The organism is Cytobacillus sp. FSL M8-0252 (assembly GCF_038007345.1).
GTDB lineage: Bacteria > Bacillota > Bacilli > Bacillales > Cytobacillaceae > Cytobacillus > Cytobacillus kochii.
Map to the genome: position 1 here is coordinate 4357410 of NZ_JBBOWZ010000001.1, position 23988 is coordinate 4381397.

General features: G+C 38.6%; 20 protein-coding genes. 10 read left to right on the forward strand and 10 right to left on the reverse strand.

Going from position 1 to position 23988, the window contains the following annotated elements:
• Positions 1-223 precede the first annotated feature (223 nt).
• On the reverse strand, positions 224-856 hold the full coding sequence (locus MKX83_RS22100) for an NAD(P)-dependent oxidoreductase (protein WP_322909822.1): 633 nt from the start codon (positions 854-856) through the stop codon (positions 224-226).
• Positions 857-1010: 154 nt separating this feature from the next.
• Between MKX83_RS22100 and MKX83_RS22105 the strand changes: the two genes are divergently transcribed.
• The 4 genes from MKX83_RS22105 (at position 1011) to MKX83_RS22120 (ending at position 5303) form a co-directional block, all read left to right on the forward strand.
• Entirely contained in the window at positions 1011-1430 is a 420-nt protein-coding gene (locus tag MKX83_RS22105) for an Rrf2 family transcriptional regulator (RefSeq protein ID WP_095371644.1), read from the forward strand.
• Between the two features lie 110 nt (positions 1431-1540).
• Complete coding sequence (locus MKX83_RS22110; protein ID WP_095371643.1) at positions 1541-3121, forward strand: ATP-binding protein; 1581 nt, start codon at positions 1541-1543, stop codon at positions 3119-3121.
• Between the two features lie 2 nt (positions 3122-3123).
• Complete coding sequence (locus MKX83_RS22115; RefSeq protein ID WP_341058027.1) at positions 3124-3822, forward strand: response regulator; 699 nt, start codon at positions 3124-3126, stop codon at positions 3820-3822.
• A gap of 155 nt (positions 3823-3977) precedes the next feature.
• Entirely contained in the window at positions 3978-5303 is a 1326-nt protein-coding gene (locus MKX83_RS22120) for a CitMHS family transporter (protein WP_224936721.1), read from the forward strand.
• 60 nt (positions 5304-5363) lie between these two features.
• Here the strand turns inward: MKX83_RS22120 and MKX83_RS22125 are convergent, their stop codons facing one another.
• On the reverse strand, positions 5364-5810 hold the full coding sequence (locus MKX83_RS22125; protein ID WP_341058031.1) for a hypothetical protein: 447 nt from the start codon (positions 5808-5810) through the stop codon (positions 5364-5366).
• A gap of 424 nt (positions 5811-6234) precedes the next feature.
• Between MKX83_RS22125 and MKX83_RS22130 the strand changes: the two genes are divergently transcribed.
• The 3 genes from MKX83_RS22130 (at position 6235) to MKX83_RS22140 (ending at position 7658) form a co-directional block, all read left to right on the forward strand.
• On the forward strand, positions 6235-6648 hold the full coding sequence (locus MKX83_RS22130) for a VOC family protein (RefSeq protein WP_341058034.1): 414 nt from the start codon (positions 6235-6237) through the stop codon (positions 6646-6648).
• 21 nt (positions 6649-6669) lie between these two features.
• On the forward strand, positions 6670-7035 hold the full coding sequence (locus MKX83_RS22135; RefSeq protein WP_341058036.1) for a hypothetical protein: 366 nt from the start codon (positions 6670-6672) through the stop codon (positions 7033-7035).
• Positions 7036-7457: 422 nt separating this feature from the next.
• Positions 7458-7658, forward strand: coding sequence for a hypothetical protein (locus tag MKX83_RS22140; RefSeq protein ID WP_224936725.1), 201 nt, complete (start codon positions 7458-7460; stop codon positions 7656-7658).
• 2 nt (positions 7659-7660) lie between these two features.
• On the opposite strand, the gene MKX83_RS22145 is transcribed toward MKX83_RS22140, so the two are convergent.
• From MKX83_RS22145 to MKX83_RS22160, 4 genes are all read right to left on the reverse strand, one after another.
• Positions 7661-8596 carry a hypothetical protein gene (locus tag MKX83_RS22145; RefSeq protein WP_224936726.1) on the reverse strand — a complete coding sequence of 312 codons (936 nt, stop codon included), beginning with the start codon at positions 8594-8596 and terminating at the stop codon, positions 7661-7663.
• A 58-nt stretch (positions 8597-8654) separates the two neighbouring features.
• The gene (locus MKX83_RS22150; RefSeq protein WP_341058037.1) at positions 8655-8972 is read right to left on the reverse strand and encodes a DUF3784 domain-containing protein; all 318 of its coding nucleotides are present in this window, start codon (positions 8970-8972) and stop codon (positions 8655-8657) included.
• A 177-nt stretch (positions 8973-9149) separates the two neighbouring features.
• Entirely contained in the window at positions 9150-9542 is a 393-nt protein-coding gene (locus MKX83_RS22155; RefSeq protein WP_224936728.1) for a hypothetical protein, read from the reverse strand.
• Between the two features lie 384 nt (positions 9543-9926).
• Complete coding sequence (locus MKX83_RS22160; RefSeq protein WP_341058040.1) at positions 9927-10475, reverse strand: hypothetical protein; 549 nt, start codon at positions 10473-10475, stop codon at positions 9927-9929.
• A 303-nt stretch (positions 10476-10778) separates the two neighbouring features.
• Here MKX83_RS22160 and MKX83_RS22165 point away from each other — a divergent pair, with 303 nt between their 5' ends.
• Positions 10779-11606 carry a DUF817 domain-containing protein gene (locus tag MKX83_RS22165; RefSeq protein ID WP_322909826.1) on the forward strand — a complete coding sequence of 276 codons (828 nt, stop codon included), beginning with the start codon at positions 10779-10781 and terminating at the stop codon, positions 11604-11606.
• A gap of 343 nt (positions 11607-11949) precedes the next feature.
• On the opposite strand, the gene MKX83_RS22170 is transcribed toward MKX83_RS22165, so the two are convergent.
• On the reverse strand, positions 11950-13224 hold the full coding sequence (locus tag MKX83_RS22170; RefSeq protein WP_095371629.1) for an efflux RND transporter periplasmic adaptor subunit: 1275 nt from the start codon (positions 13222-13224) through the stop codon (positions 11950-11952).
• Between the two features lie 14 nt (positions 13225-13238).
• Complete coding sequence (locus tag MKX83_RS22175) at positions 13239-13901, reverse strand: hypothetical protein (protein WP_095371628.1); 663 nt, start codon at positions 13899-13901, stop codon at positions 13239-13241.
• Between the two features lie 315 nt (positions 13902-14216).
• Between MKX83_RS22175 and MKX83_RS22180 the strand changes: the two genes are divergently transcribed.
• Positions 14217-15848, forward strand: coding sequence for an SWIM zinc finger family protein (locus tag MKX83_RS22180; protein ID WP_322909827.1), 1632 nt, complete (start codon positions 14217-14219; stop codon positions 15846-15848).
• Entirely contained in the window at positions 15841-18669 is a 2829-nt protein-coding gene (locus MKX83_RS22185) for a DEAD/DEAH box helicase (RefSeq protein WP_341058042.1), read from the forward strand. Before MKX83_RS22180 ends, MKX83_RS22185 begins: the two co-directional genes overlap by 8 nt.
• Before the next feature lie 40 nt (positions 18670-18709).
• On the opposite strand, the gene MKX83_RS22190 is transcribed toward MKX83_RS22185, so the two are convergent.
• Together MKX83_RS22190 and MKX83_RS22195 are read right to left on the reverse strand one after the other, a co-directional pair.
• A complete protein-coding gene (locus tag MKX83_RS22190; RefSeq protein WP_340976798.1) occupies positions 18710-18955 on the reverse strand; it encodes a hypothetical protein in 246 nt (81 codons plus the stop codon).
• A gap of 1028 nt (positions 18956-19983) precedes the next feature.
• A complete protein-coding gene (locus tag MKX83_RS22195; protein WP_322909828.1) occupies positions 19984-23913 on the reverse strand; it encodes a S8 family serine peptidase in 3930 nt (1309 codons plus the stop codon).
• Between the last annotated feature and the right edge of the window lie 75 nt (positions 23914-23988).

Here is a 23988-nt window from a genome sequence, read left to right on the forward strand (position 1 = left end):
CTTGCGCGCAAGCTCCTCTACTTTCACGTCCGTTTGTTGGAAAATCAATTTAAACACCTAGGAAAAGAGGATAAGCTCCATACACACCTTACAACTTGAATTTACATTTCACGACTAACCTGGGCTATTTTGTTTCTTCTCCTCTCTTGTGTTCGCATCTTCATTTGCTCATAAAAAATACCCCATCTATATAGAAGGGGTAAATTCATTGTTCTCGATTCCTTTATGCTCTGTCGCCAACAACAGCAATGCGTTCATTTAAATGTTTGCCTTGTTCAGCTTCATCAAGGACAGCGATAGCAAAGTCTGCATAGCTTATATAACTATCTCCTTGATTGTTGAAGAATAGTTTATCTTTTCCTTTTTGATAGCTTCCGCTTCGTTTACCTTCTGCGTCGAAGAAAGCACCTGGGCTAATATATGTCCAATTGACGTTTTGGCTGTTTTGAAGTTGCGCTAAATCTTTCCCCATTTGTGTAGCAGTTGGCAGGTAAGCTTTAGGAAAATCTGCTGTTTCATATAAACGGGTTTCTTCGTCTACATATAGACTGCCTGCACCACCAACAACGATTAGCCTAGATTGCTGACCTTTTAGCGCATCAATCAGTACTTTGCCTGCTTCCACATGTTGTTCCTCTTGGCCTTGAGGTGATTTAAAAGCATTCACAATGATATCGTATTTTTTTACGTCCTTAGCTTGTATATCGAAAATGTTTTTTTCTATCACTTCTACTTGGCTATTATTTATTCTTCCTGCATTTCTTACGATTGCCGTTACTTCATGCTCTCTGGCTACTGCTTCATCCAAAATGAATTGACCTGCTTTTCCACTAGCCCCGATAATAGCTATTTTCATAATAAAAATACCTCCTTGTTGTAATTGAGTTGATTACATGTAATCATTATAGTTACAGGTGTCTTTTTTGTCAATTCTCACCTTTTTCCTTTTCTTGTGATTGCGGTATAATAATATTCACTATGATTCTTCCTTTTAAAGAAAGGTGATAAACATGACCATAAGCAGTCGATTTGCTGTGGGAATTCATATATTAACATTACTTGAATTAAATAAAGAGATTAATACCTCTGAAACGATAGCAGGCAGTGTTAATACAAATCCAGCCGTCATTCGCAAAATTATCGGGATGCTGAAAAAAGCCGATCTCGTTGAAGTCCACCCTGGGAAAGCTGGGGCTAAACTTAAAAAAGGCTTAGCAGACATTACTCTACTTGACGTCTATCAAGCCGTTGAAGTCGTTTCGGAAAATGAGTTATTCAGTCTCCATGACCAACCGAACCCTGATTGTTTTGTAGGGAGAAATATTCAACAAACGATAGAACCTATTTTTATCTCAGCACAGCTTGCCATGGAAAAGGTTCTTTTAAATGTGACGCTTGAAGATGTTGTAAGGGAAATTGATAATAAATAGAAGGCGCCCCGAGGTCCATTTTCGGGCGCTTTCTATTTGTTAAAGTAACGACTATCTCGTGTTATAATATCATTATTTTCACTATTACAAATTCAGTAGGGGCGGAGCAGATGAAGTGGAAAAACTTTGGCTTAAAAGGAAAAATGATTGCTTTAATTAGCTTACTCATTTTGCTTGTATTTTTGATTTTTACTATTTATTTATTTCGCTACCTATCCGATATGGTTGAAGAACAAACAGGACAAAAAGCGTTAAGCTTAGCACATACAGTTGCCAATATACCTGAAATTCAGGATGCCTTTGAGCTAAGTAATCCCGCTTCTACCATTCAGAAAATCATTACACCTATTCAAGAGGCATCAGGAGCTGAGTTTATTGTTGTTGGCAATAGAGATGGCATTAGATATTCTCACCCTAACCCTGATTTTATTGGGAAGAAAATGGTTGGCGGCGATAATAAACGGGCGATTTTGAACGGTGAATCTTATCAATCTAAAAAAGAGGGAACATTGGGATTATCTATTCGGGGGAAAGTACCGATTAAAAAGGATGGGGAAATCATTGGTGTCGTTTCCGTTGGTTTTCTCAACGGGAATATTCAAGAAATTATTCAAGATAAAAGCAAACCACTATTCGTTGCACTCGTATTAGCGATTTTATTAGGTATGGCTGGGGCCGTTTTAATTACTAACTACATAAAAAGAATATTATTTCATATGGAGCCGGAGCAGATCTCTCAATTATATTATCAAAATAAAGCGATTCTACAGTCCACACATGAAGGAATGATCGCTGTTGATCATTTAGGACACATCACTGCCGTTAATAAGAACGCGAGAGAGATTATCGGGACAGATGCCGAAGAAAGCGAATTTATAGGGCGCGAGATTCGCGCATTACTGCCAGTTCCTCAGCAGATAACAGGACTTATTCGTGATCAAGAATTAATATTAGGTGAGACGATTATTCTCCTAAACGGAGTCTCCCTTCAAGGAGAACAGCCTGGGGCCGTTTATACCTTTAGGAAAAAAACAGAGTTAGCAGGCGTAGTCAAAGAATTGAGTCGAATTAAACAATATGCTCATGCGCAAAGGGCATTCACCCATGAATTTTCTAACAAAATGCATATCATTCTTGGACTATTACAAAATAATGAAACGCAAAAAGCGATGTCCTTTATTCGTAAAGAAAATCATTCGCAAATGACCCGTTTAAATTTTTTAACGAAAAGGATTGCTGATCCCCTATTGCAAGCATTATTACAAGGTAAGTACAATCAGGCAAATGAGTGGGGCATCGAGATGACGATCCATGAAGAGAGTAGAATGATGATATCATTTTCGCTAGAAAGACAGAATGCTATTTTAACAGCACTAGGGAATATTATTGAAAATGCCTTAGAAGCTGTAAGAGGCCAAAAAAATGGCGTGCGCGAAGTAAGTATTTATTTTACAGATATCGGAAATGATTGTGTTTTCGAGGTTCAAGATTCAGGTACTGGCATTGAAGACAAGTTGCTGGAGAAAATCTTTGATCAAGGATTTACGATGAAAGAAGGCGACTATCGTGGGGTAGGCTTAGCTATTTCTAAAAAAATGATTAACGACGTAGACGGCGAGATTCTTGTAGAAAGTGGGGAAAATAGTGGAACGAGTTTTATCATTATTTTACCAAAGAAGGGAGAAGAGTAAGGATGGAAAAATACCACGTATTCATCATTGAAGATGATTTCCGAGTAGCAGATATTAACAAAAGTTATATTGAGCAAAATCATCAATTCTCCGTTAAAGAGGTTGCTCGAAGCGCTGCGGATGCACTACTTTATTTAGAAAAGAATGCTCATGAAATTGATGTTATTTTTCTAGATATATATATTCCTGATGTGGAGGGTATGTCATTACTTTGGAAAATACGGTCGCTTTATCCATCCATTGATATCATTATTATTAGTGCTGAGAAACAAGCCCACTCTGTTAGAATCGCATTAAGAGCAGGGGTATTTGATTATGTAGTGAAACCCGTTAGTATGGATCGACTCCTCCAAAGTTTAAATCGCTATGAACGTTTTAGACAACTATGGACAGATGAGCAATTAGATCAAGAACAAGTGGATGAACTAACAAACGTATTTCATATTCATCCTACCCCTGTGGAAGAAGAGCAATTACTCCCAAAGGGCATTGATGCAATTACGCTAGAAAAGATTTTACACTTGTTTGAAGGGTTAGTAGAAGAAGGTTTAACAGCAGTTGAATTAAGTGAGCAAACTGGTATAAGTCGCTCAACCTCTCGTAGATATTTAGAATATCTCGTATCTATGAATCGGGTAGAGACGAGACTCATTTACGGTAGTGTCGGTCGACCACAAAGAAAGTACGTGATCTGTTCATGAAACTTATGAACAAAATAGATAAGAAAGAATAATATTCAGATTATGAACAAAATATTCTTTCTTTTTTCTCCTCGTGTTATTTTCATACTAATCTTATTTTTATGATATTTGAAAACGCATTCATCAATGAATGAACGAAGAGGGGAAGGAAAAAATTGAGTTTGAGTTTAATAGGTATTATTACAATTATAATTATTGTCGCTTTACTGATTAGTGGAAAAGTCAGTCCGATTGTTGCGATGGTGATTCCACCAATTATCGGCGCTATGCTTGCAGGATATAGTTTTGCTGAGGTTGGGGGATTTTTTGAAAGCGGTATAAGTTCTGTTATTAACGTCGCAGTCATGTTTATGTTTGCTATTATTTTCTTTGGTATATTACAAGATGTTGGCCTATTTGATCCGTTAATTAATAAGCTTGTTTCCTTTTCAAATGGAAATATTATCGCTGTAACGGTCGGTACTGTATTGGTCGCAACAGTTGCTCACTTAGATGGCTCAGGTGCATCAACATTTTTATTAACCATTCCTGCACTATTACCTCTGTACAAACGATTAAAAATGAATCCTTACCTATTACTTCTGTTAATTGCGGGAAGTGCAGGGATTGTCAATATGATTCCTTGGGCCGGCCCATTAGGAAGAACAGCGTCGGTATTAGAAATGGATGTAACGGAGCTTTGGCAACCGCTTATTCCTATCCAACTTATTGGATTTGTATTAATACTCTCATTGGCCGTTTATATGGGTATAAGGGAGAAGAAACGTATTACAAAAATGTATGGTTCCTTAGAAGCAGCTGCTGCGATTGAAGTTGCTGAAGACTTCCATGATCAAGAAGCAGAAAAGGCAGCAGCAAATCACCTCGCTAGACCCAAGCTAATTTGGGTGAATGCAATCTTAGCCCTGCTCGTCTTAGGGGTTCTCGTATCAGGTATTATCCCTGCAGGACTGGCCTTTTTAATTGGTGTTAGTATCATCTTACCTATTAACTTTAGAACAGTCGATGAGCAAATGGCGAGAGTTAAAGCTCATGCACCAGGAGCAATGACAATGGCATCCATTATCATCGCAGCAGGTCTATTTTTAGGTGTCCTCAATGGAACCGGTATGTTAACAGCTATCGCTGAGGATGCAGCTAGTATTTTACCTGCCTTTATTGGCCCATTTGTCCATATTATCGTTGGAATACTTGGTGTTCCTTTTGATCTAGTGTTGAGTACTGATGCGTATTACTTTGCTTTATTACCAGTAGTTGATCAAATTGCATCCACATACGGAGTCGCTTCTTTATCAACGGCTTATGCTATGATTATTGGTAATATTGTTGGTACCTTTGTCAGTCCACTTGCTCCAGCTGTTTGGCTTGCCCTAGGTCTTGCTGGTCTTGAGATGGGCAAACATTTACGCTATTCTCTCTTCTGGCTTTGGGGACTAAGTATTGTGCTCGTTCTGACTGCTGTAGTCATTGGTGTGATATAAATATGATTCGTTCGCTACTAATCTACAAGTTCTACTTGTTTGTTGGTAGCGATTTTCTAATTAAATGACTAAGCTTTGATCTGTTTTCAATGCATCCAACCATTTTATCGTCAACAGTTTTGGAAATGGACATTGATGAAACTGGACAAATTTATCGCATTTATAACGAATCTGAGCTTGTTGAATCTCATATACTCGCGCTGTGGTCATTTCTCCATAAACCTCTTTTCTGTTATTATTCGTGATTCTCGCTTTTACGCTACTTATCTTTTCCTTTCTTCTTTTTTTAGTCTGGATTTCTGCTTTTACGCTACTTATCTTCTCCTCTCTTCTTTTATTAGTCGCGATTCTCGCTTTTGTACTACTTATCTTTCCCTCTCTTCTTTTTTTAGTCGCGATTCTCGCTTTTGCGCTACTTATCTTTCCCTCTCTTCTTTTTTTAGTCGTGATTCTCGCTTTTGTGCTACTTATCTTTTCCTTTCTTCTTTTTTTAGTCGCGGTTCTCAATTTTGTGCTACTTATCTTCTCCTTTCTTCTTTTATTAGTCGCGGTTCTCAATTTTGCGCTACTTATCTTTTCCTTTCTTCTTTTTTTAGTCGCGGTTCTCAATTTTGCGCTACTTATCTCTCCCTTTCTTCTTTTTTTAGTCGCGATTCTCGCTTTTGCGCTACTTATCTTTTCCTTTCTTCTTTTTTTAGTCGTGATTCTCGCTTTTGCGCTACTTATCTTAGAAAAAAACGATGTTTAGACGACATTATATTATTTTCTATTTGAAAGAGTCCGAGGGTGAAATGATAGTAAAAATCACTTTCACATCTAATAATTCTTTTTTTCAATTCCATTTATCATCTATCTTTTATTGTTTCTTTTATCCATTTTTAGTACAATTAAGAAAAATCTTACTATTAATCTAGCAGAGGACGTGATGTGCATGAAACCTCAAATCACTGTGATTACACTAGGAGTCGATGATTTAGAGAAGGCTGTTTATTTTTATCATCATGGTCTTGGATTTCCGACAGACGGAATTGCTGGTACAGAATATGAACATGGTGCTGTCGCTTTCTTTGACTTACAATCAGGTTTGAAAATGGCATTGTGGAAACGGGAGGATTTGGCTCATGATGCTCAAATTCAGCAGGGGCCAGCTAGTGCCACGGAATGTTCACTTGGTCACAATGTGAATAGTAAGGAAGAAGTAAATACAATCATGCAGCGTGCAAAAGAAGCAGGAGCGACGATTACAAAGGAAGCGCATGAGACTTTTTGGGGCGGATATGCTGGATATTTTCAAGATCCGGATGGACATCTTTGGGAAGTTGTATGCAATCCAGCTTGGTCTTAATTCATATTGAGGGTTGAAGAAATGAAATGGATAACTGTATTAAATAGTCTGACACTCATATTATTCACCGTTCTTTTCTTTGCTGATTATTTTCCTAAAAGTATAGTAGCAGAGACAATACCACAAGGCATCTTACTCCTTTTGTTAATTGGCATCCTAATTGGGAAGGGATATCTTGACAAACATGCCTACAGTCTGAAAGATCAAATCATTTCCTTTCTTTATATGATCTTTTTAATGAGTCTATTCACTTTTCTAGGGGGGAAATCTCAAATTGGCTTTTCTTTTGATGGTTATCTCTTCTGGTTTTCAAGCATTATTGCCTCTATCAATATATATAAAGAGTGGAAAGAGATGAAACAGGAGGAGGTTATAACAGCTAACTAGAAACGCCATGCTTATTTGTGCCGTTTTTGTTCTTCCTTCTTTTTGAATTTGATCACAGCTTGTCCAATTGTTACTAATAGCAACAATATAACCCCTACACCTATGACTATATAGAGAATCTTAAACCATTACTTATTGTTGTACCTGGCACTAGACCTGAATTCACACTGGAAGGAATGAGACTGACAAATGAATAAAAAAAGAATCAATCCAATTCCACCCTCTGTGATAAAACATCGTACCAGAAAGAAGAATAAATAGCAGCGTTGAATTGCTCGATACACTACCGAAAGCAGTCGACCAATTGTAATAACTAAGGAAATCACCCACTCTTGCCTTTTCTCCTATTGATTTCCTTATTTGTTTGTATCAACATTCATTTTTATACTCTTTACCTACTAGTCATAAGGAGTGAAATACAGATGAAAGAAAAATTCAAAATTGCTATCATATTAATTATGGTTGCCTCACTTGTTTCCTCTTTTGTACTCTTCTTTATCGGATATTACTTTGTCGGTTTTTTTGTTGGAGGGTTATTCATATGCATCGCTAGTATTGTGGGTCAATATGCGAACCAAACAAGTGGGATGTATGTGCAAAAACACAATAGAAGAGACCTATAACGTTACCGCTCAAATATTTGCATACGCTTTTTCTCTATTTCCTGTAGTTTTTTCTGCATGACATCTTTTTCACCTCTAATTTGATGAAGCACTGCCTGCACTTTTCTTTTTGTTTTCTCTGTCTCGTCGTAGCTATCATTGATTTTTCCATGAACGACCCAATCAACAATAATACCATCGAAGAAATAATCAGCAAAGGTTAACAGATTACCGATCTCATGTTGAGAGGAAAAATGATTGTCTATATCCAAAAGCTCTTCTTGGAACTGTCTTAACAACCGTTGTGCAATATGAATCGCTGATTTCGCCTGATCTAAATGGCTATGCTTCATCGCAGTAGAAAGGGCTCCGCCACCGAACATATCAAAAGTGGACCAACTTTTTGACGAAGAGAGTGAATCTAAAGCTTGATCAAATGCTCTTACGGTCCTGCTACCAACTTCAATCGCTTCTTCAAATTCCTTTAAATTCGCGTGCACTTCCGCTTCTTCATTTGCCAAATCAAATAATCGCTTACTTCCCATCTCATCATGAGAATGAATCATTCGCTCTTTTTCTTTTAATAATGACTTATATTGCACATCTGCATCGGCTACTTCTTGCCACTTCCCTTTATATTCAATAAGCTCTGCATTCATATCATCAATCGCTTCAATCGCTTCAGTATATTTCAATTTGGCCGCTAACACCTCTTGTTGTTCTTTATCTAACTTCTCGAGCTTCTGCCCTGTAATCGTATAGAAAATGTTTGTTAAACTAAATCCTTCTAGCTTTTTCACATCTTCTTTTTCTTTTTCTAACTGAATTTGTAATTGTTCCTTCTTCAGGCCCTCTTCTCGTAAGTGGTCTGTCAGACGTTCTATATGCATTTCGTATTTTTGTTTCTTTCTTTGATTATCCTTCGTTATAGCTAAACGCTCATTAATATTTTGAAACATTGCCATCCCCCTTGAAAAGGTTCTAATGATATCTTTACGTTTTAAATGGAATAAAGTTTCATTTTTTAAAACGATCTCCTGTGTTTGCATAAATGATGGTAAAAAGAAGAATGGCTACAAATAGAACCATACCTAGTATATAGAGCCAAGTTAATTTCAGCAGATCACTTAATGCCCATAATAGGATGCTTAAACAGATACCATAGATCACCTTGCTCATGAATTTACACAAAGCGACCCGATTGTATTTAGCTTTCTCACTATCCGACATTGTATTAAAACCCGCAATTAACCATGCACCTTTTCCTTTTGATAGAACAATAGAGAAAATAAGGAATGGGATAAGGATGATGATATAAATGATGAAACTTGTCATCATTGACTCTCCTTTTTATTTTTAGTATAAATCTTCAGTCAAAAGTTAACTAATTACTGATTTAATGAAAAAGAGAAAGGATTAAACGATCGACGAACGGCACTCATTTTATTAGATGGGTGCCTCTCGACGAGCTGAATTCACCTGAAGTTCATTTAACTATGGGAATTTCTCTTATTACATCAATCTCGTAAAAACAACCATTGTCCCAGGAATTGCGATAATCATTGTACTGAAAAGAACAATTAATACTTGGTTCGCGCTCAATTGCCACATACCTAAAGACCCTTGTCCAGTAATTAAGAATAATATCAAAATAACAACAAACAAAATAAAATAATTCGCAGTCATTGCCTTACCAATAATTGCTTTCGCTCGTTCATCCCTAGGAAAAATATGCGGAGATAAATATGCAAAGAAAAGTTGACTCACACCCAATGCCAAGATCATGACAGAATCAACAAACTCCCCTCGAATAAAATCTTCATAAGAGAAATAAATACCTAAAATAGTTAATAACACACCTAAACTTAAGTACAGATAACGATTTTCTTTCGCTTTACCTACCACCTGTGCCACTTCCTTTCAAAACAAAACAATCTAGATAATCTTGTATTTGTTTAGCCATATTAAATGTTAAGTTTACTTTACAATATTTGATTATGCAGAGCAAGGTACAATTGATCGTTTTGTGTACTACATACACCGTTATAATGAAATCTCGGTGAGCACAGAACCCCTATTTTTGCGGGAATGGAATGAATTAAATGGATGAAGATATTGTGAGTGGTTTTATCGTGCCGGTCGCTTCACCTCAGTGAACCTGGACTTACTTTAGGCTAGGAGTTTTGGCAGATAACCTTCCTTTTCTAATGTGATTTACTGCTTTCACGCAACAGAACGAATGTATCTATTGATGTATTGCGCGTATTTTGGTTTTGCACGCAATTGTGCTCAGACCTCCTTTCGCTTTTGCGCGTATTCTAGCTTTTCGCGCAATTCCGCTCGGGCTTCCTTCCACTTTTGCGCGCATCTTGGTTTTGCGCGCAATTCTGCTCGGACACCCTTTCGCTTTTGCGCGTATTCGTGCTTTTCGCGCAATTCTGCTCGGGCTTCCTTCCGCTTTTGCGCGTATTTTGGTTTTGCGCGCAATTCTGTCCGGACTTCCTTCCGCTTTTGCGCGTATTTTGGCTTTTCGCGTAATTCTGCTCGAATTTCCTTCCGCTTTTGCGCGTATTTTGGCTTTGCGCGCAATTCTGCCCGGACTTCCTTCCGCTTTTGCGCGTATTTTGGTTTTGCGCGCAATTCTGCTCGAATTTCCTTTCGCTTTTGCGCGTATTTGAGCTTTTCGCGCAATTCTGCTCGAACACCCTTTCGCTTTTGCGCGTATTCGAGCTTTTCGCGCAATTCTGCTCGAACACCCTTTCGCTTTTGCGCGTATTTGAGCTTTTCGCGCAATTCTGCTTGCCAATCGATCATGTTTTGCGCGCTAGTAGGATTCACGCTCAAAAGGTCTTGGAGATGGCTAATGAAGTTGTAGTTATATAAATATTCGACCTAACACCTAACTTTATTTACACATTCTAAGTAATTGAAGATGGTGACTTGATAGCTTGACTTTCGACTTTAATAGATTTTGTCTTTCTTGATGTGATTCAGTAGAATCTTCCATTATCAGATACGCTGTTGAACCTAGTTAAGTACGCAGCAAAAGAATGATTATTTTTCTTATTTCATTATTTTTTTATTGAAAAACAATAAATAACCTGTTAAAGTAACATTAATAAAATTCGGAGGTATCCATTCATGTTTTTTTCCATACAACAGCTCGTACGATTTGGTTGGTCACAGGCGTTATCTTGTATTTTTCCAGTTGTTATTTTTGCATCATTGGCGATTACGCAGATCATCCCCCTCCCTCTATTACCAAGATACGATTGGCTCCTGCTCATTTGTATAGTGACTCAGTGGTTAATGATTCGCTCTGGACTTGAAACAAAAGATGAGTTGAAAGTCATCACTCTTTTTCATATCATTGGGTTGGCATTGGAGATCTTCAAAGTACATATGGGGTCATGGGCTTATCCAGAGGAAGCTTACTCGAAGGTTTTCGGGGTTCCCTTGTATAGTGGCTTTATGTATGCAAGTGTGGCGAGTTATTTATGTCAGGCTTGGCGAAGACTAGATGTTAAATTGATCAAATGGCCACCTTTTATATTGTCAGTGCCACTCGCTACAGCTATCTATTTAAACTTTTTCACTCATCATTTCTGGATTGATATACGTTGGTGGTTGGGCGCGGCTGTAATAGTTGTATTCTTCAGGACTGCGGTAGCGTATAAAGTTGGTCACAAGTTTTACCATATGCCACTGGCCCTCTCGTTTGTACTCATCGGCTTCTTTATTTGGATTGCTGAAAATATTGCCACCTACTTTGGGGCGTGGCAATATCCAAACCAAACAGAAGCATGGAGTTTAGTTCATTTAGGAAAAGTAAGTTCATGGCTCTTACTTGTTATCGTGAGTTTTCTGATTGTCGCGACTTTGAAAAGAGTGAAGGAAAAGCAACCTACCCTCCGATTAAAAGTGGATGATTATGAATCACTTCACTCTAACAGATTAGGAGAAAACTAAACATATTTGCTCACACTTCTTAATCATTTTGTTTCCACTTGTGTGGGCATTCCCTGTTTGCCCACACTTCCTGCTCATTTGGTACCCTCTTGTGTGGGCATTCCTAATTTGCCATACTTCTTACTCATTTTGTACCCGCTCGTGTGAGTATTACCTATTCACTCATACTTCCTGCTAATTTCGACTCATATTATGTGCTCATTCCCATTCCACTTGATCAGTCTACCCGCTTGGCTTTATCTTTCTTTACCTCTTGACTTATTTTATTTTGCCAACCTCCCTTTTTAGAACCCGCTGGTACCACGAAAAAGCACGAACAAAAAAATTTGCTCGTGCCTCCAATTTATCTAGATAAAAATCCTTTAGAGATTGTTTTAAAGATCTCCATACCTGACATAGCCCCGTAGCTGGCCTTTGTGTTTTTGGTTGGCGAGAGTGGTGTAATGAACGGGTGGTTAGATTTGATTAGTAGTGGACGGTCGAGTACAATTAGTTCTCCTGCTTCTACTCCCTTTTGTACCTCTACTGTATGGTCGAGTTTCATCCCTGTATCCAACTGTCTTCGTTCGACATAACCTCCAGCACCAAGGATATAACTCACTTGTTTTTTATCTGTGTGTTTAATCGTTTTTACGGGAACAGTCGTTGCTCCCTGTACTTCATTGGTAACGATTTTTACGTTGACATGCTGGCCAAAAACGCTTGTTCCATCTTCTGGCTCGGTTAATTGTACCGTATACAAGTAGCTATTCTCCTTGCCAATCTCTGGTGTTTCTTCTGGATATACGGAAACGGTATCAATAGTCCCTTCTAATTGTTTATTACTATTTTCATAAGTAATCAGGACCTTCATGCCCGGTAAGATTTGTTGCACTTCATCCTCTGTTAATTCCCCTTCGATTTTTTGCTCGTTAGAGATGATTGTGAGAATCGGATTTTCAAGCGTATGCTTTAGTTCCTTTACCGTTCCTGAAATCATGCTTTCTGCAGTGAGTTCTATCATGCTTGAATCAGCTGCGGTTAGCATTTCTTCGTATTTCTCGACTTCACTTTCCAACTTACTTTTATCCAATTCTTTATTCTCTATATCGCGAGCGATCGATTGTTGTATATACGCTGTGCTATCAAAGGGCTCTACTTGTACAATAATTGAATCATCATTTGGGGTCTGCAATTGCTGACTCGTACCTGTTGACGAAGCTGGCATTGTGTTTGATGTGGCAAGTAACTGTTCCATCTGAGAAATATGCTGATCTAAACTCGCCACTTCCTGATTGAGACGATCGATTTCCATTTGAAAAGCACTCTTTGTTTCATTAATATTTTGTGGGGAATATTCAAGTACGGCTGTTCCTGGTTCTACTGCCTGACCTTTTTCCACAAGAAAGCCCTGAAAACTCCCTTTATCTTGATCGTGGTAGAAAAACTGCTCTTCCTTTGGCATAAACATACCAGCAACAGGTAGCGTTTCTATTAAATCCTGTTCGTTGGCAACGGTCCATTTTGAAATATAGTTTACGCGGTTAATCTCTTTTTCACTTGTAAATATAAGTGTGATATTCAAAGCAATGAATAACGTAATCACTGCTGCTATCAAAAGCTTCCATTTCAGCTTCATGAGAGAACCCCTTCTTAAATAATATTTTCGAATTTAATGTATGAAAGTAAGGATGATATAACTGCAACAAATAAATAAAAACCTATTAAAGTCCAAATAATAAAACGTGGGGATCGCTCAGATAAGTGGCGATAATACTTATATGTAAGAATGATAGCCCATACTTTGAATAACGTAATATTGGCTAGAAAGAATATAATGAGCTCAATCGAAGTAAACGTTTGGGCGATAATTCCTAGTGAAAATATATTCGATTCAGCACTGATTCCTAAAAACAAATGTACTGGAATGAAAACTAATTTTTCTATTAAAAATATCATCGTAATAATCAGTTGTACAAATAATAATTTACGATAATCTACTTCTAATATGGTCCAAAAAAAGAGTGAAGGAATAAAGATAGCTAATAATATCCAGATGAGTCCCCATGTTACCTGTCCCACAGCAAAAAAAGTTTGATAGGCTTCATATCCACTCCTCGTTAAATCCGGCAATGATCTTGAAACATACTCACTACCTATACCGAAAAAAGCTGAAATGCCTGCAATAATGATACTCGCTAAAGTAAGCCAAACAACCGGTTTCCATAAACCGACAACTTCCTCCTCTTTTCCCAATTGATAAGCGACAAATTGCGGCTGTTTCAATCCACGGAAAAGAGGTACTCGTTCACTCATACTATGTCCCCCAAGCCAAAAATTTCTAGTCTATTTATATTGTAACTGAAAAATCATATATTTGAATAGTTTAAAGGTACCATTAAGGCACGAAAAACCCTTTTATGTCAAGGTTCGACACGATTCGTCATCTATCGTTCTTTTTACATAAATAGACCGATTAAGAAATGGATATTTTCGTTTGATTAAAGAGTATATTTTTACGAAAGCCGTTCTTTCCATAATCCTGCGGGCGGCTTCAACCTTTGCCTAGAAAATGGTATAATGGAGGAATGCTAAAAAGGTACAATAATTGATGTGAATGGAGTGAAGGCTATGGATAATGGGATTCCTGAGCGTTTTTTAGAGCCGTTAGAGGATATGGCACGCAAAGTGAAGGAAGAGCTAGACGCACACGCAGCTACTGATCAAGCACTTGTGCAAAAAGGATTAATTCTATACCGTCAAGGGCTCGTGAAGCAGATTCGCTATGAGTCACACTCCATCACAGCAGCTGTATTAGATGTAAACCGAGTCCAAGTGTCCCTTAATATAGAAGATTATCATATAAGTCGTTGTTCTTGTCCTGCGGAAGATACTTGTAGACATATGATGGCGGTATTCTTTTATCTGTTAGCGAAAAATAACAGTGTTTCTAATTGGATAGAGAGTTGGCGTGCCCCCATTAAGGAACGGAAGACCTTAGCAGACCTTGGCTTGAAGCGCGCACGTGACCTTATGCAAACGAACCCAACAAAACAACCTGATTATGATAATTGGATTCGTACCTTTACAGAGAATTTCCAGCAAATTATGTATCAATCTGGACAATATCCAAAGCCATACGTCGTTTCTGATTTATTTTATATTTATTTACGAAAAATAAATGCCTATGCTCCTATAAAAAAAGAATGGAAATTGCTATACCAATTAATTGGTAGCATGCATACATTTATGCTACTCGAACAATTTGCCACTGAATGTAAACATAGTGAAAAGGAGATAGAACGCCATTATCTCCACCTTTTTCAAGACTTAATGGAAGAGTCCTCTGTCATGATGGAAAGACTTTCCCAGCAAACAGTCCCATTTGCCTTTGATCCATTTATCGAACGGTTAAGAAATGAAGCAACAGCCTTAATAGACCACCGTTCTGAGATAGTTCAATTTGAAAGAATTCAACTATACCGTAGACTTTGGACACAATTTTTCAAACAAAAGAGTTGGCGTGAAGAAGAGTTAGAGAAACTACGTACACTATATGAAACTGATGCCTCGCTATCATGTACTATCGGCATGGCCCATTTACATTTTTTACTACATGATGATCAAAAAGTGTTTCAATTGATCGATGAGGGCGATTATGATTATACACCTTATTTCTTTTATTGGATATATCAACTAAATGCTCAAAAAGAATGGAAACGTGCAGAACAATATATCGAAACACTCCTTCCTTATGCAATTAAATACTTAGAGGAAGAAGATGACTTTCATAAATGCTCAGACCTCGTAAAAATGGTTTTAGAGGTCATTACACCTTATTGCCAACAAACAAAACGGAATGACTTATACGAAAAAGTTTTAACTGAAACATTACCTTATAGCTTTTATTATTACGATGATTTCTTATATGAATATGAACAATGGGAGAAATGGGTTGATCTCCAAGCACTGCTCAGCATCCGACTCACTGACATTTCACAAGAGCGGCTAGAGCGTCTTGAAAAAGCAGAGCCCACATTGCTACTTCCCTTATACCATCAAGCAATCCAACACGATATCCATTTAAAAAGTCGTGAGCAATACCGTCAAGCAGTGAAGAAAATGCAAAAACTTCGTTCACTTTATGAAGAATTATCATTGGCTAGTGAATGGGAACAATTCCTAGAGGAGCTGTTAGAAAGCACAAAACGACTACGTGCTTTTCAGGAAGAATGTAAAAGAGGGAAACTAATTCATGCTTAAAACGAGGATGATCTCCATACAAATAAATATGATTAAAGCGGATGCCTTTTTCATTTTTGCTAAAGATGATAAGGAAAGAACGATACCTCCTGTTGACTGGAAGCCCATGCTTTTTTACTCTCATAGCGAAAGCTTCTTTGGCACGATGATTAATGAAAAAACTATCGATGGTATCAGTGGTTTTCTTTTAGATAGTTGGGAGATTGTTACATTATTTTCCAACGAGCAGTTTAATCGTTTTATTCATTGGAAATGGGATGAAACAGCTGAGATTCTACTAGCTGCTGCTCCAATCCTCAAAGATTGCATCGATGAGCGTCAATGGATGCCCGATTTTGACGCTTGGGAAAGTGACCACTTTCGCTGGGCATTGCCAGCTGATGTCATTAATGAATTTCACCCTGATTTTTGGGAACAGTCATTGTTAGATGAACCAATCAAACCGATGATTCAGCAACTCTTCCATCATGCCCTTGACCATTATTTACAAAAAAACAAGCAGGCGAAAGCGGCGTTCGGAGAGAAGCTACTTGCTTTACGCAACGAATATCTCTCTGCACGAGCATTAGCTGCGTATTTTGATGAAGAAAAGTGGCAGGAATGGATAGGGATAAAAGAAATTCCTACACCATTTTCACTCGGGATTAAACTTGAGGAGCCAGCAGAAGATGACCTCACATGGTCCCTTTCCGTATTTTTAAGAGGAAGAGAAAATCCAGATCTCTTTGTTGATTACAAAGATGAAGGGAATTATCCTCCTGGTTGGCTCGATTACGAGGGGGAAGTAGACAAGGAAATGATTCGTATTCTCGAGATGTTTTCATGGTTAGAAGGAAAGAAACAACAATTGACCACTCAACTTACAGAAGAAGAAGCATGGTTATTCTTAACTGAAGCGAGTGAGACCTTACTTGCTCTTGACGTTGAAATCCTTCTCCCTTCTTGGTGGCAAGCAATGAAAAAGGCAAGCATGAATGTAAAGGCAAAGGTTAAAGCATCAAGCAGTCACAGGCCATCCTTTGTTGGATTGCAGGCTATGCTTGATTATGATTGGCGCTTCTCGATGAATGGTGTCGAACTATCTGAAGAAGAATTTCGGCAAATGGTTGAAGAGAAACGTCGCCTTGTATATATTCGCGGCCGATGGATTAAGCTTGATCCCCATTTTGTAAAGCATATTCAAAGTTTAATGAAGAAAGCCGAGCAAGAAGGACTTCATGTCCGGGATTTAATCGAACAAGAATTGCTTGGTGGGGAAAAAGATGAAGATCAAGCACAAAGCCAACGGGCATTCGCAAAAGTACAAATAGAATTAAATCGTCAATGGAGGAAAATGGTTAATCAACTACGGAATATTCATGATATCCCCATTGAGCCTATTCCAGCTGGATTGGCAGGCGACTTACGACCATATCAAAAACTCGGCATGAGCTGGTTATTATTTTTACGTTCGTTTAAATTTGGTGCCATCCTTGCTGATGATATGGGACTTGGAAAAACGATCCAATTGATTTCATATATACTGGCAGTAAAAGAGCAAGAGGACGGAAACCATACACAACCTGCCCTAATTGTCTGTCCTACTTCTGTTTTAGGAAATTGGCAAAAGGAATTTGAAAAGTTTGCCCCTGATTTAAATGTTTATCTTCATTACGGTTCTTATCGTGCCAAAGGAAAAGTATTAGAAAAAGCAGTGAAGGAAGCAGATGTTGTGCTTACCTCGTATGGGCTAACTCACTTAGATATTGATAGCCTAAAGGAAATCGAATGGAGTTCTGTAAGTATTGATGAGGCACAGAATATTAAAAATGCACAAACAAAGCAATCGCAAGCCGTCAGGCAATTACAGGGAACGCATCATATCGCCTTGACAGGAACACCCATGGAGAACCGTCTCTCTGAGCTTTGGTCCATTTTTGACTTTACCAACCATGGTTACCTTGGTAGTCTAGGTGCTTTTCATAAACGCTTTGTTCTTCCGATTGAAAAAGACCAGGATGAGGAAAAAGTTAAACAACTGCAAGCATATATTCGTCCCTTCCTTTTACGCAGAACGAAGAAAGATGAAGAAGTGGCGTTAAATCTGCCCGACAAGCTCGAACAGAAGGAATACTGTCCACTCACTTCAGAACAGGCTGCTCTTTATGAGCAATTGGTGCAAGATACATTTGCGCAGATTGAAAAGCTAACTGGTTTTGAAAGAAAGGGTCTTATCTTACAGTTACTTAGTCGCCTAAAGCAATTATGTAATCACCCAGCTCTCTATTTAAAGGAAAAAGTCGAAAATCATGCATTAATTTCCCGCTCTTCAAAATTAGAGAAACTTGATGAATTAATTGCTGCTGTCCACGAGCAAGGAGAAAGCTGCTTAGTGTTTACGCAATACATCGAGATGGGTCATATGATTCAGCAACTGCTTGAGAAGAAATATGGCTTTGAAGTCCCTTTTTTAAATGGCAGTGTGCCTAAAGGGAATCGTGATATCATGATTGAACGTTTCCAAAACAAGGAGTTCCCGGTCTTTCTTTTATCATTAAAAGCTGGTGGAACGGGGCTAAACCTTACCGCTGCAAACCACGTCATTCATTATGACCGCTGGTGGAATCCTGCTGTTGAAAATCAAGCGACTGACCGCGCTTATCGAATTGGGCAGAAACGATTTGTCCATGTCCATAAGTTAATATGCACAGGAACATTAGAAGAAAAAATTGACCGCATGCTTGATCAGAAGCAATCACTTAATGAACAAATTATTCAAAGCGAAGCCTGGCTAACAGAATTATCTACGGATGAGTTACGCGATTTGATCTTGCTGTCATAGTGTGTTGAAAAAGCTGCCTTATTCGGGCAGCTTCTTCTTTTTAAACCTTTAATTCCTGCTTACCTTTCTTATGATTACTTAAGAAGATAACCGCTTCGTTACACATAAATAGCGTTTGCTTCAATAACGGATCATTGATGGGAGTAGTTCTTTGGATGGGTGTGCGTTGTTGGAAGGAAACACGGTGGAAATCTTTAGAAGTTGGATTTGAGATTAATTGGAGGGCATCGTAAAAACTAATCGGACATAGAACTTCTTTTCTTTGGTAGACAAGAGGTTCATTCATAACTTCACCTCCTCTCTATAGGTATTTATGACCATTTCGACAAAGTTTGCTGAATATCCTTTTGGAAAATGGTTGTTTTTACTTTTTTAATTAGATGGCAGTTCGGATGGCAGTTCGGATGGCAGTTCGCAAATGTGATGGCATGTCTGTATGGGTTGTGTTACGCTCTCATTTTTGTTTTTGCTTCTGAGGGACTTGCTAAACCTATTTGCGTGGCGCTCTGCTCTGGGTTTTCTTCTGAATGACTCACAAATCCTATTTGCTACGCGCTCTGCTCTGGGTTTTCTTCTGAGAGACTCTCAAATCCTATTTGCAAGGCGCTATGCTCTTGGTTTCCTTCTGAAGGACTCACAAACTCTATTTGCTAGGCGCTATGCTCTGGTTTTTTTTCTGAATGACTCTCAAATCCTATTTGCAAGGCGCTCTGCTCTTGGTTTTCTTCTGAAGGACTCACAAACTCTATTTGCTACGCGCTCAGCTCTGGGTTTTCTTCTGAGTGACTCTCAAATCCTATTTGCAAGGCGCTCTGCTCTTGGTTCACTTCTGAGTGACTCACAAACTCTATTTGCTACGCGCTCAGCTCTTGGTTTTCTTCTGAGTGACTCTCAAATCCTATTTGCAAGGCGCTCTGCTCTTGGTTCACTTCTGAGTGACTCTCAAATCCTATTTGCTACGCGCTCAGCTCTTGGTTTTCTTCTGAGAGACTCTCAAATCCTATTTGCTACGCGCTCAACTCTGGGTTCACTTCTGAGAGACTCACAAACACTATTTGCAAGGCGCTCAGCTCTTGGTTTTCTTCTGAATGACTCACAACTCCTATTTGCTACGCGCTCAGCTCTTGGTTTTCTTCTGAATGACTCACAACTCCTATTTGCTACGCGCTCAGCTCTAGTTTCCCTTCTAAGAGACTTGCTAATACCACTAACCCTTATTTTCATTTAACTACTGTATTGCCCCCTCACCCATTTCTAGTCTTTTCTATACGTAATAAATAAGAGCCTAGCAATCTGCTAGACTCTTACGCTTATTTAGAACCCTATTTTACCACCAATCACAGGTTTTCCTGGTGCAATTGGGTTTGTTGGTAGTGGATTCGGTGCTTTAATGCCACCTCCGCTACCTGGTAGTGTTGGTTTCACAACATTTCCAGGCTTTTCTGGAGAAATCGGGAATTGGTTGTTTGGTCCGTCTCCATTAGGTGCTTCTTCTCCTTCACCTAATTTGTATAATTCCACTGTTTGTACCGTTTTGTTGCCTGCAATGTCAATTGCCTCGAACGTAAATTCATTCGCTCCGTCTTGTAATTCAAGCTCAATATCTGCCACAACATGTTCAAAGCTTCTCATTTCATAAGGTTCTTGGAATTCTTTGAAATAAACCTCATCGCCATCTAAATAAAGACGGATTTGATCAAAATTATCGGCTACTCTTACATCCACAACTGGATTTTCAGCATCATGTTCAATATATTCACTTTCAGGTAATCCAAGTACCTCAACCTCTGGTGCGGTTGCATCTACTAAAATTGTTCGTTTGAACTGGGCCACATTCCCTGCTGCATCGACTGCCTTAATGGCAAAGGAAGGTGCACCGTCTTCAGAATGAAGAATTGTATCAAAAGTATATTGTTTCTTCTCTTGATCATAAGTCAGTTCTACTTCCTCACCTGCAATAGTAAATTCACTAATCTCAGATTCATCAGTAATGGTACCAGTAAATTGAATATCATTTGTATTCACTGTGCTTAAAGCTTCGGGAGTCGTTAAACGAACGGTTGGTGCCTTTTGATCGGCAGGTTTCACTTCTAGCTCCTTCGTTGTTACATTGCCCGCATAGTCAAATGCTTGTACAGTTACAGTCGAACCAACCTCTAATGGTTCTGAGAATGTATATTCCTCTGTATCCCCTGCAAGCGGTGTTTCTAATAAAGACTCACCATCTACTAAAATATCAAGATAAGATACGCCAGAACCTTTTTCATGATCTGATGCATTAATCGTTAACTTTTTATTACCTTCAGTCACTTTGAAAGCCAATTCCGGTGCCTTTGTATCAATGATAACCGGAATTTTTACTGACTGCCATTCGGCATCAGGGAAGTCAATGACAGATTTAATTTCAAAATAATACTTACCATCTGCAGCAAGTTTATTTTTTACTTTTCCATCCCATTTCCATGCTGAGTTAATTTTGTAATAACTACCTTGACCAGCGTCATAATAGTCTTTTCTCAGATCATTGTCTGTTCTCAACTTGCGCAATTGCTTACCATCTTCATCTAATACACTAAATACCACTTGATGGGCATTTCTCAAGAATGAAAGAGCAGGAATGATGGCATCTTGTACACCATCTCCGTTTGGAGAAATTGCTACTTTATCCGCTTTATATGCATCAGCTATCGGGTCATAACCAAGATAATAGTAACTGTCGCCAGATTCATAAACAGCACCACCCATACCATAGAAGGATGATTCATCATACTTTAATCCATCTAATATCGGCGATTGATCCCATTCACCTTTGAATCCTACATATGGTACAGAAAGTTCTGGGTGAGTATCTGCTGAATCAGTTAATGTCACATACCCCTCCACAAAATAACCGTTCGGAAATACTTCATCAACATCAACTGGCGTTGTCCAATTACCCGTTTGGCTCGGTTCAACTACTTGTGCATCACTTACATCGGCTTGAACGGTAAACGTAACTGTTTCTCCTGCAGGAACAGTAATTTCAGCCGATTCTTGACCATCAACAGTGACCTCAACATTCAATAATTCTTGTGCTTCAAGTTCATTTGGATTCCAGCCTAATTCTCCATATGCAGCAAAATCTGTTTGGATATTCGCAGCTGCGTCATAAGTGACGTCTTCATCACTAAAGTTTTCTGCTTGCAATGTGAACTCAAAAGTATCCCCAACTTCTTTTAAGGCTACCTTTGCCTCATCCGTTTCTACCTCTGTTACAACGACTGGTGTAGAAAGAGCTGAGTGCAATTGCATGATGCCCGATCCTTGTCTACGAGGTGAATAAGGAACATCCCACTCAAGTGACTCATTAACAAGGCCTTGATCATCGATTGGTTGAGATGTGTTCATCATAATATTTTTCGCTGTATATACACGATCATAACCAGTTAAATCAAAGTCAGCATCTACTCTTTGTAGAACGAGTGCTGCACCACCAGACACATGTGGAGCTGCCATGGATGTACCACTCATCATGCCGTATTGGCCATTTTCTAATGTCGAGTAAATTTGCCCACCAGGCGCCGTAATTTCAGGCTTAAAGTCTAAGTTCGGTGTCACACCCCATGAAGTGAAGGCACTCATCTTGCCTGCTTCAGGGTTTGGTGCTGTTGTTTTTTCACCAGTAAAAGTAAATGTTACTTCTTCTCCAGCACGAAGCGCTTCAACAATTGGATCACCATTCACTTTTGGCATAAATAATTGTGGAATTGTAATAGCTGGATCTGACTGCATATTGACGAAACCATCTGTATTATTATAGATAATTACGCCAACAGCACCTGCCGCTTGTGCATTTATCGCCTTATCAACGAATGACAATTCTCCACGTTGAATCATTGCATATTTCCCTGTAACTTCTGTTAATTGATCAGGGTAGCCAAGTCCTCCATCTGCAACATCGAACGTTTTTGTGTCGACATCGTTAGGGTGCTTGTCACCAGCTGAAAGAAATGGAGCATCCACCTCTTCGCCATTTATATTCACCTTAATGGCATCGAGATCCATAAATGAATTCTCAGAAGATGCCACTTGTAATGAATCTGTGTATACTCCTGGCGAACCAACTACACCAAAGTCCGGATTTTCTGGCGTTGGGTTGGCAAAGCCATTACCAAAATGAGCAGAGTTACCAGCTGAAATAGACATAAGGACGCCATTATCAACTGCTCGCTCAATCGCTTTATATTCGGCAGATTCTGGCGAGACAAATCCTGCTGTTGACCCAAGACTCATATTTAATACGTCCGCTCCTAAAATAATCGCATCATCAATGGCTTTTACATAGATATCTCCATATGTAGAACCGAATTCAGGATCGTTACCAAATACTTTCAAACCGAGAATTTGCGCTTCCGGTGCAATACCTTTAATTCCACCATCTTCTTCATCTCCATTTGCGCCTACTGTCCCTGATACGTGCATACCATGCATACTTGCTCCTTCAGCCACATCACCGATTACTTCGTCTTCATCCATATAATTGTAAGCATATGGTACTTTTTCAGTATAATAGCTTCCCGGTAGCTCGTTATCTGCTTTTATTCTATTAACCTTAGATTCTGTTAAATCGACTTCCGTCTCATCTGATAAAATCATATCTTGATGATCTGGATCAATACCTGTATCAATAACCCCGACAACCATACCGTTGCCTTTGTAGCCATATTCTCTCCAAGCCTCTTGAGCTTGTACCAATTCTTTACTGTAAACCATGTCAGGTTTTTCCTCTGGGCGTTCATATTCATTCACTATTTCAACAGAGGATACATTTTTTACTTCTTTAATTTTCTCAATATCCCCATACATTACATCTGCACTAAATCCATTCACAACTGTTGTGAAACTTTCATGTTCGACGAGCTTCACTTTGTTGTCTTTAACTTTTTGCTTCACCGCTTTTTGTTCTGCTAGTTTCTCGTTTGTCAGTTTCTTTTTCGTTGCTGCGGGTAGTTCTTTAAATGTTTTTTTTGTTTTCTGTGCGTATGCAATGGTCGGCTCACTATCCATTTCGACAATTACACGAACAATATCAGACTTCTTATATTGTTCCTCGGCATCCGTTTTTTCTATTTTTTGTAGATTGAGCTGATTTTCTTTCCCTTTAGTATTTTCTACCTTCTTCTCAGGTACTGCTGCTGACACTGACCCAGAGAAAATAAGTAAAAAGGCCATTAATACGACAAGAATCCTGCTTTTTTTCAACATTCAACTCCCCCTCTGTAAATAAAATTCAGAATTTTTCGTTTCTCTATTAAATTAACATAAGGAAAAATTTAGTTT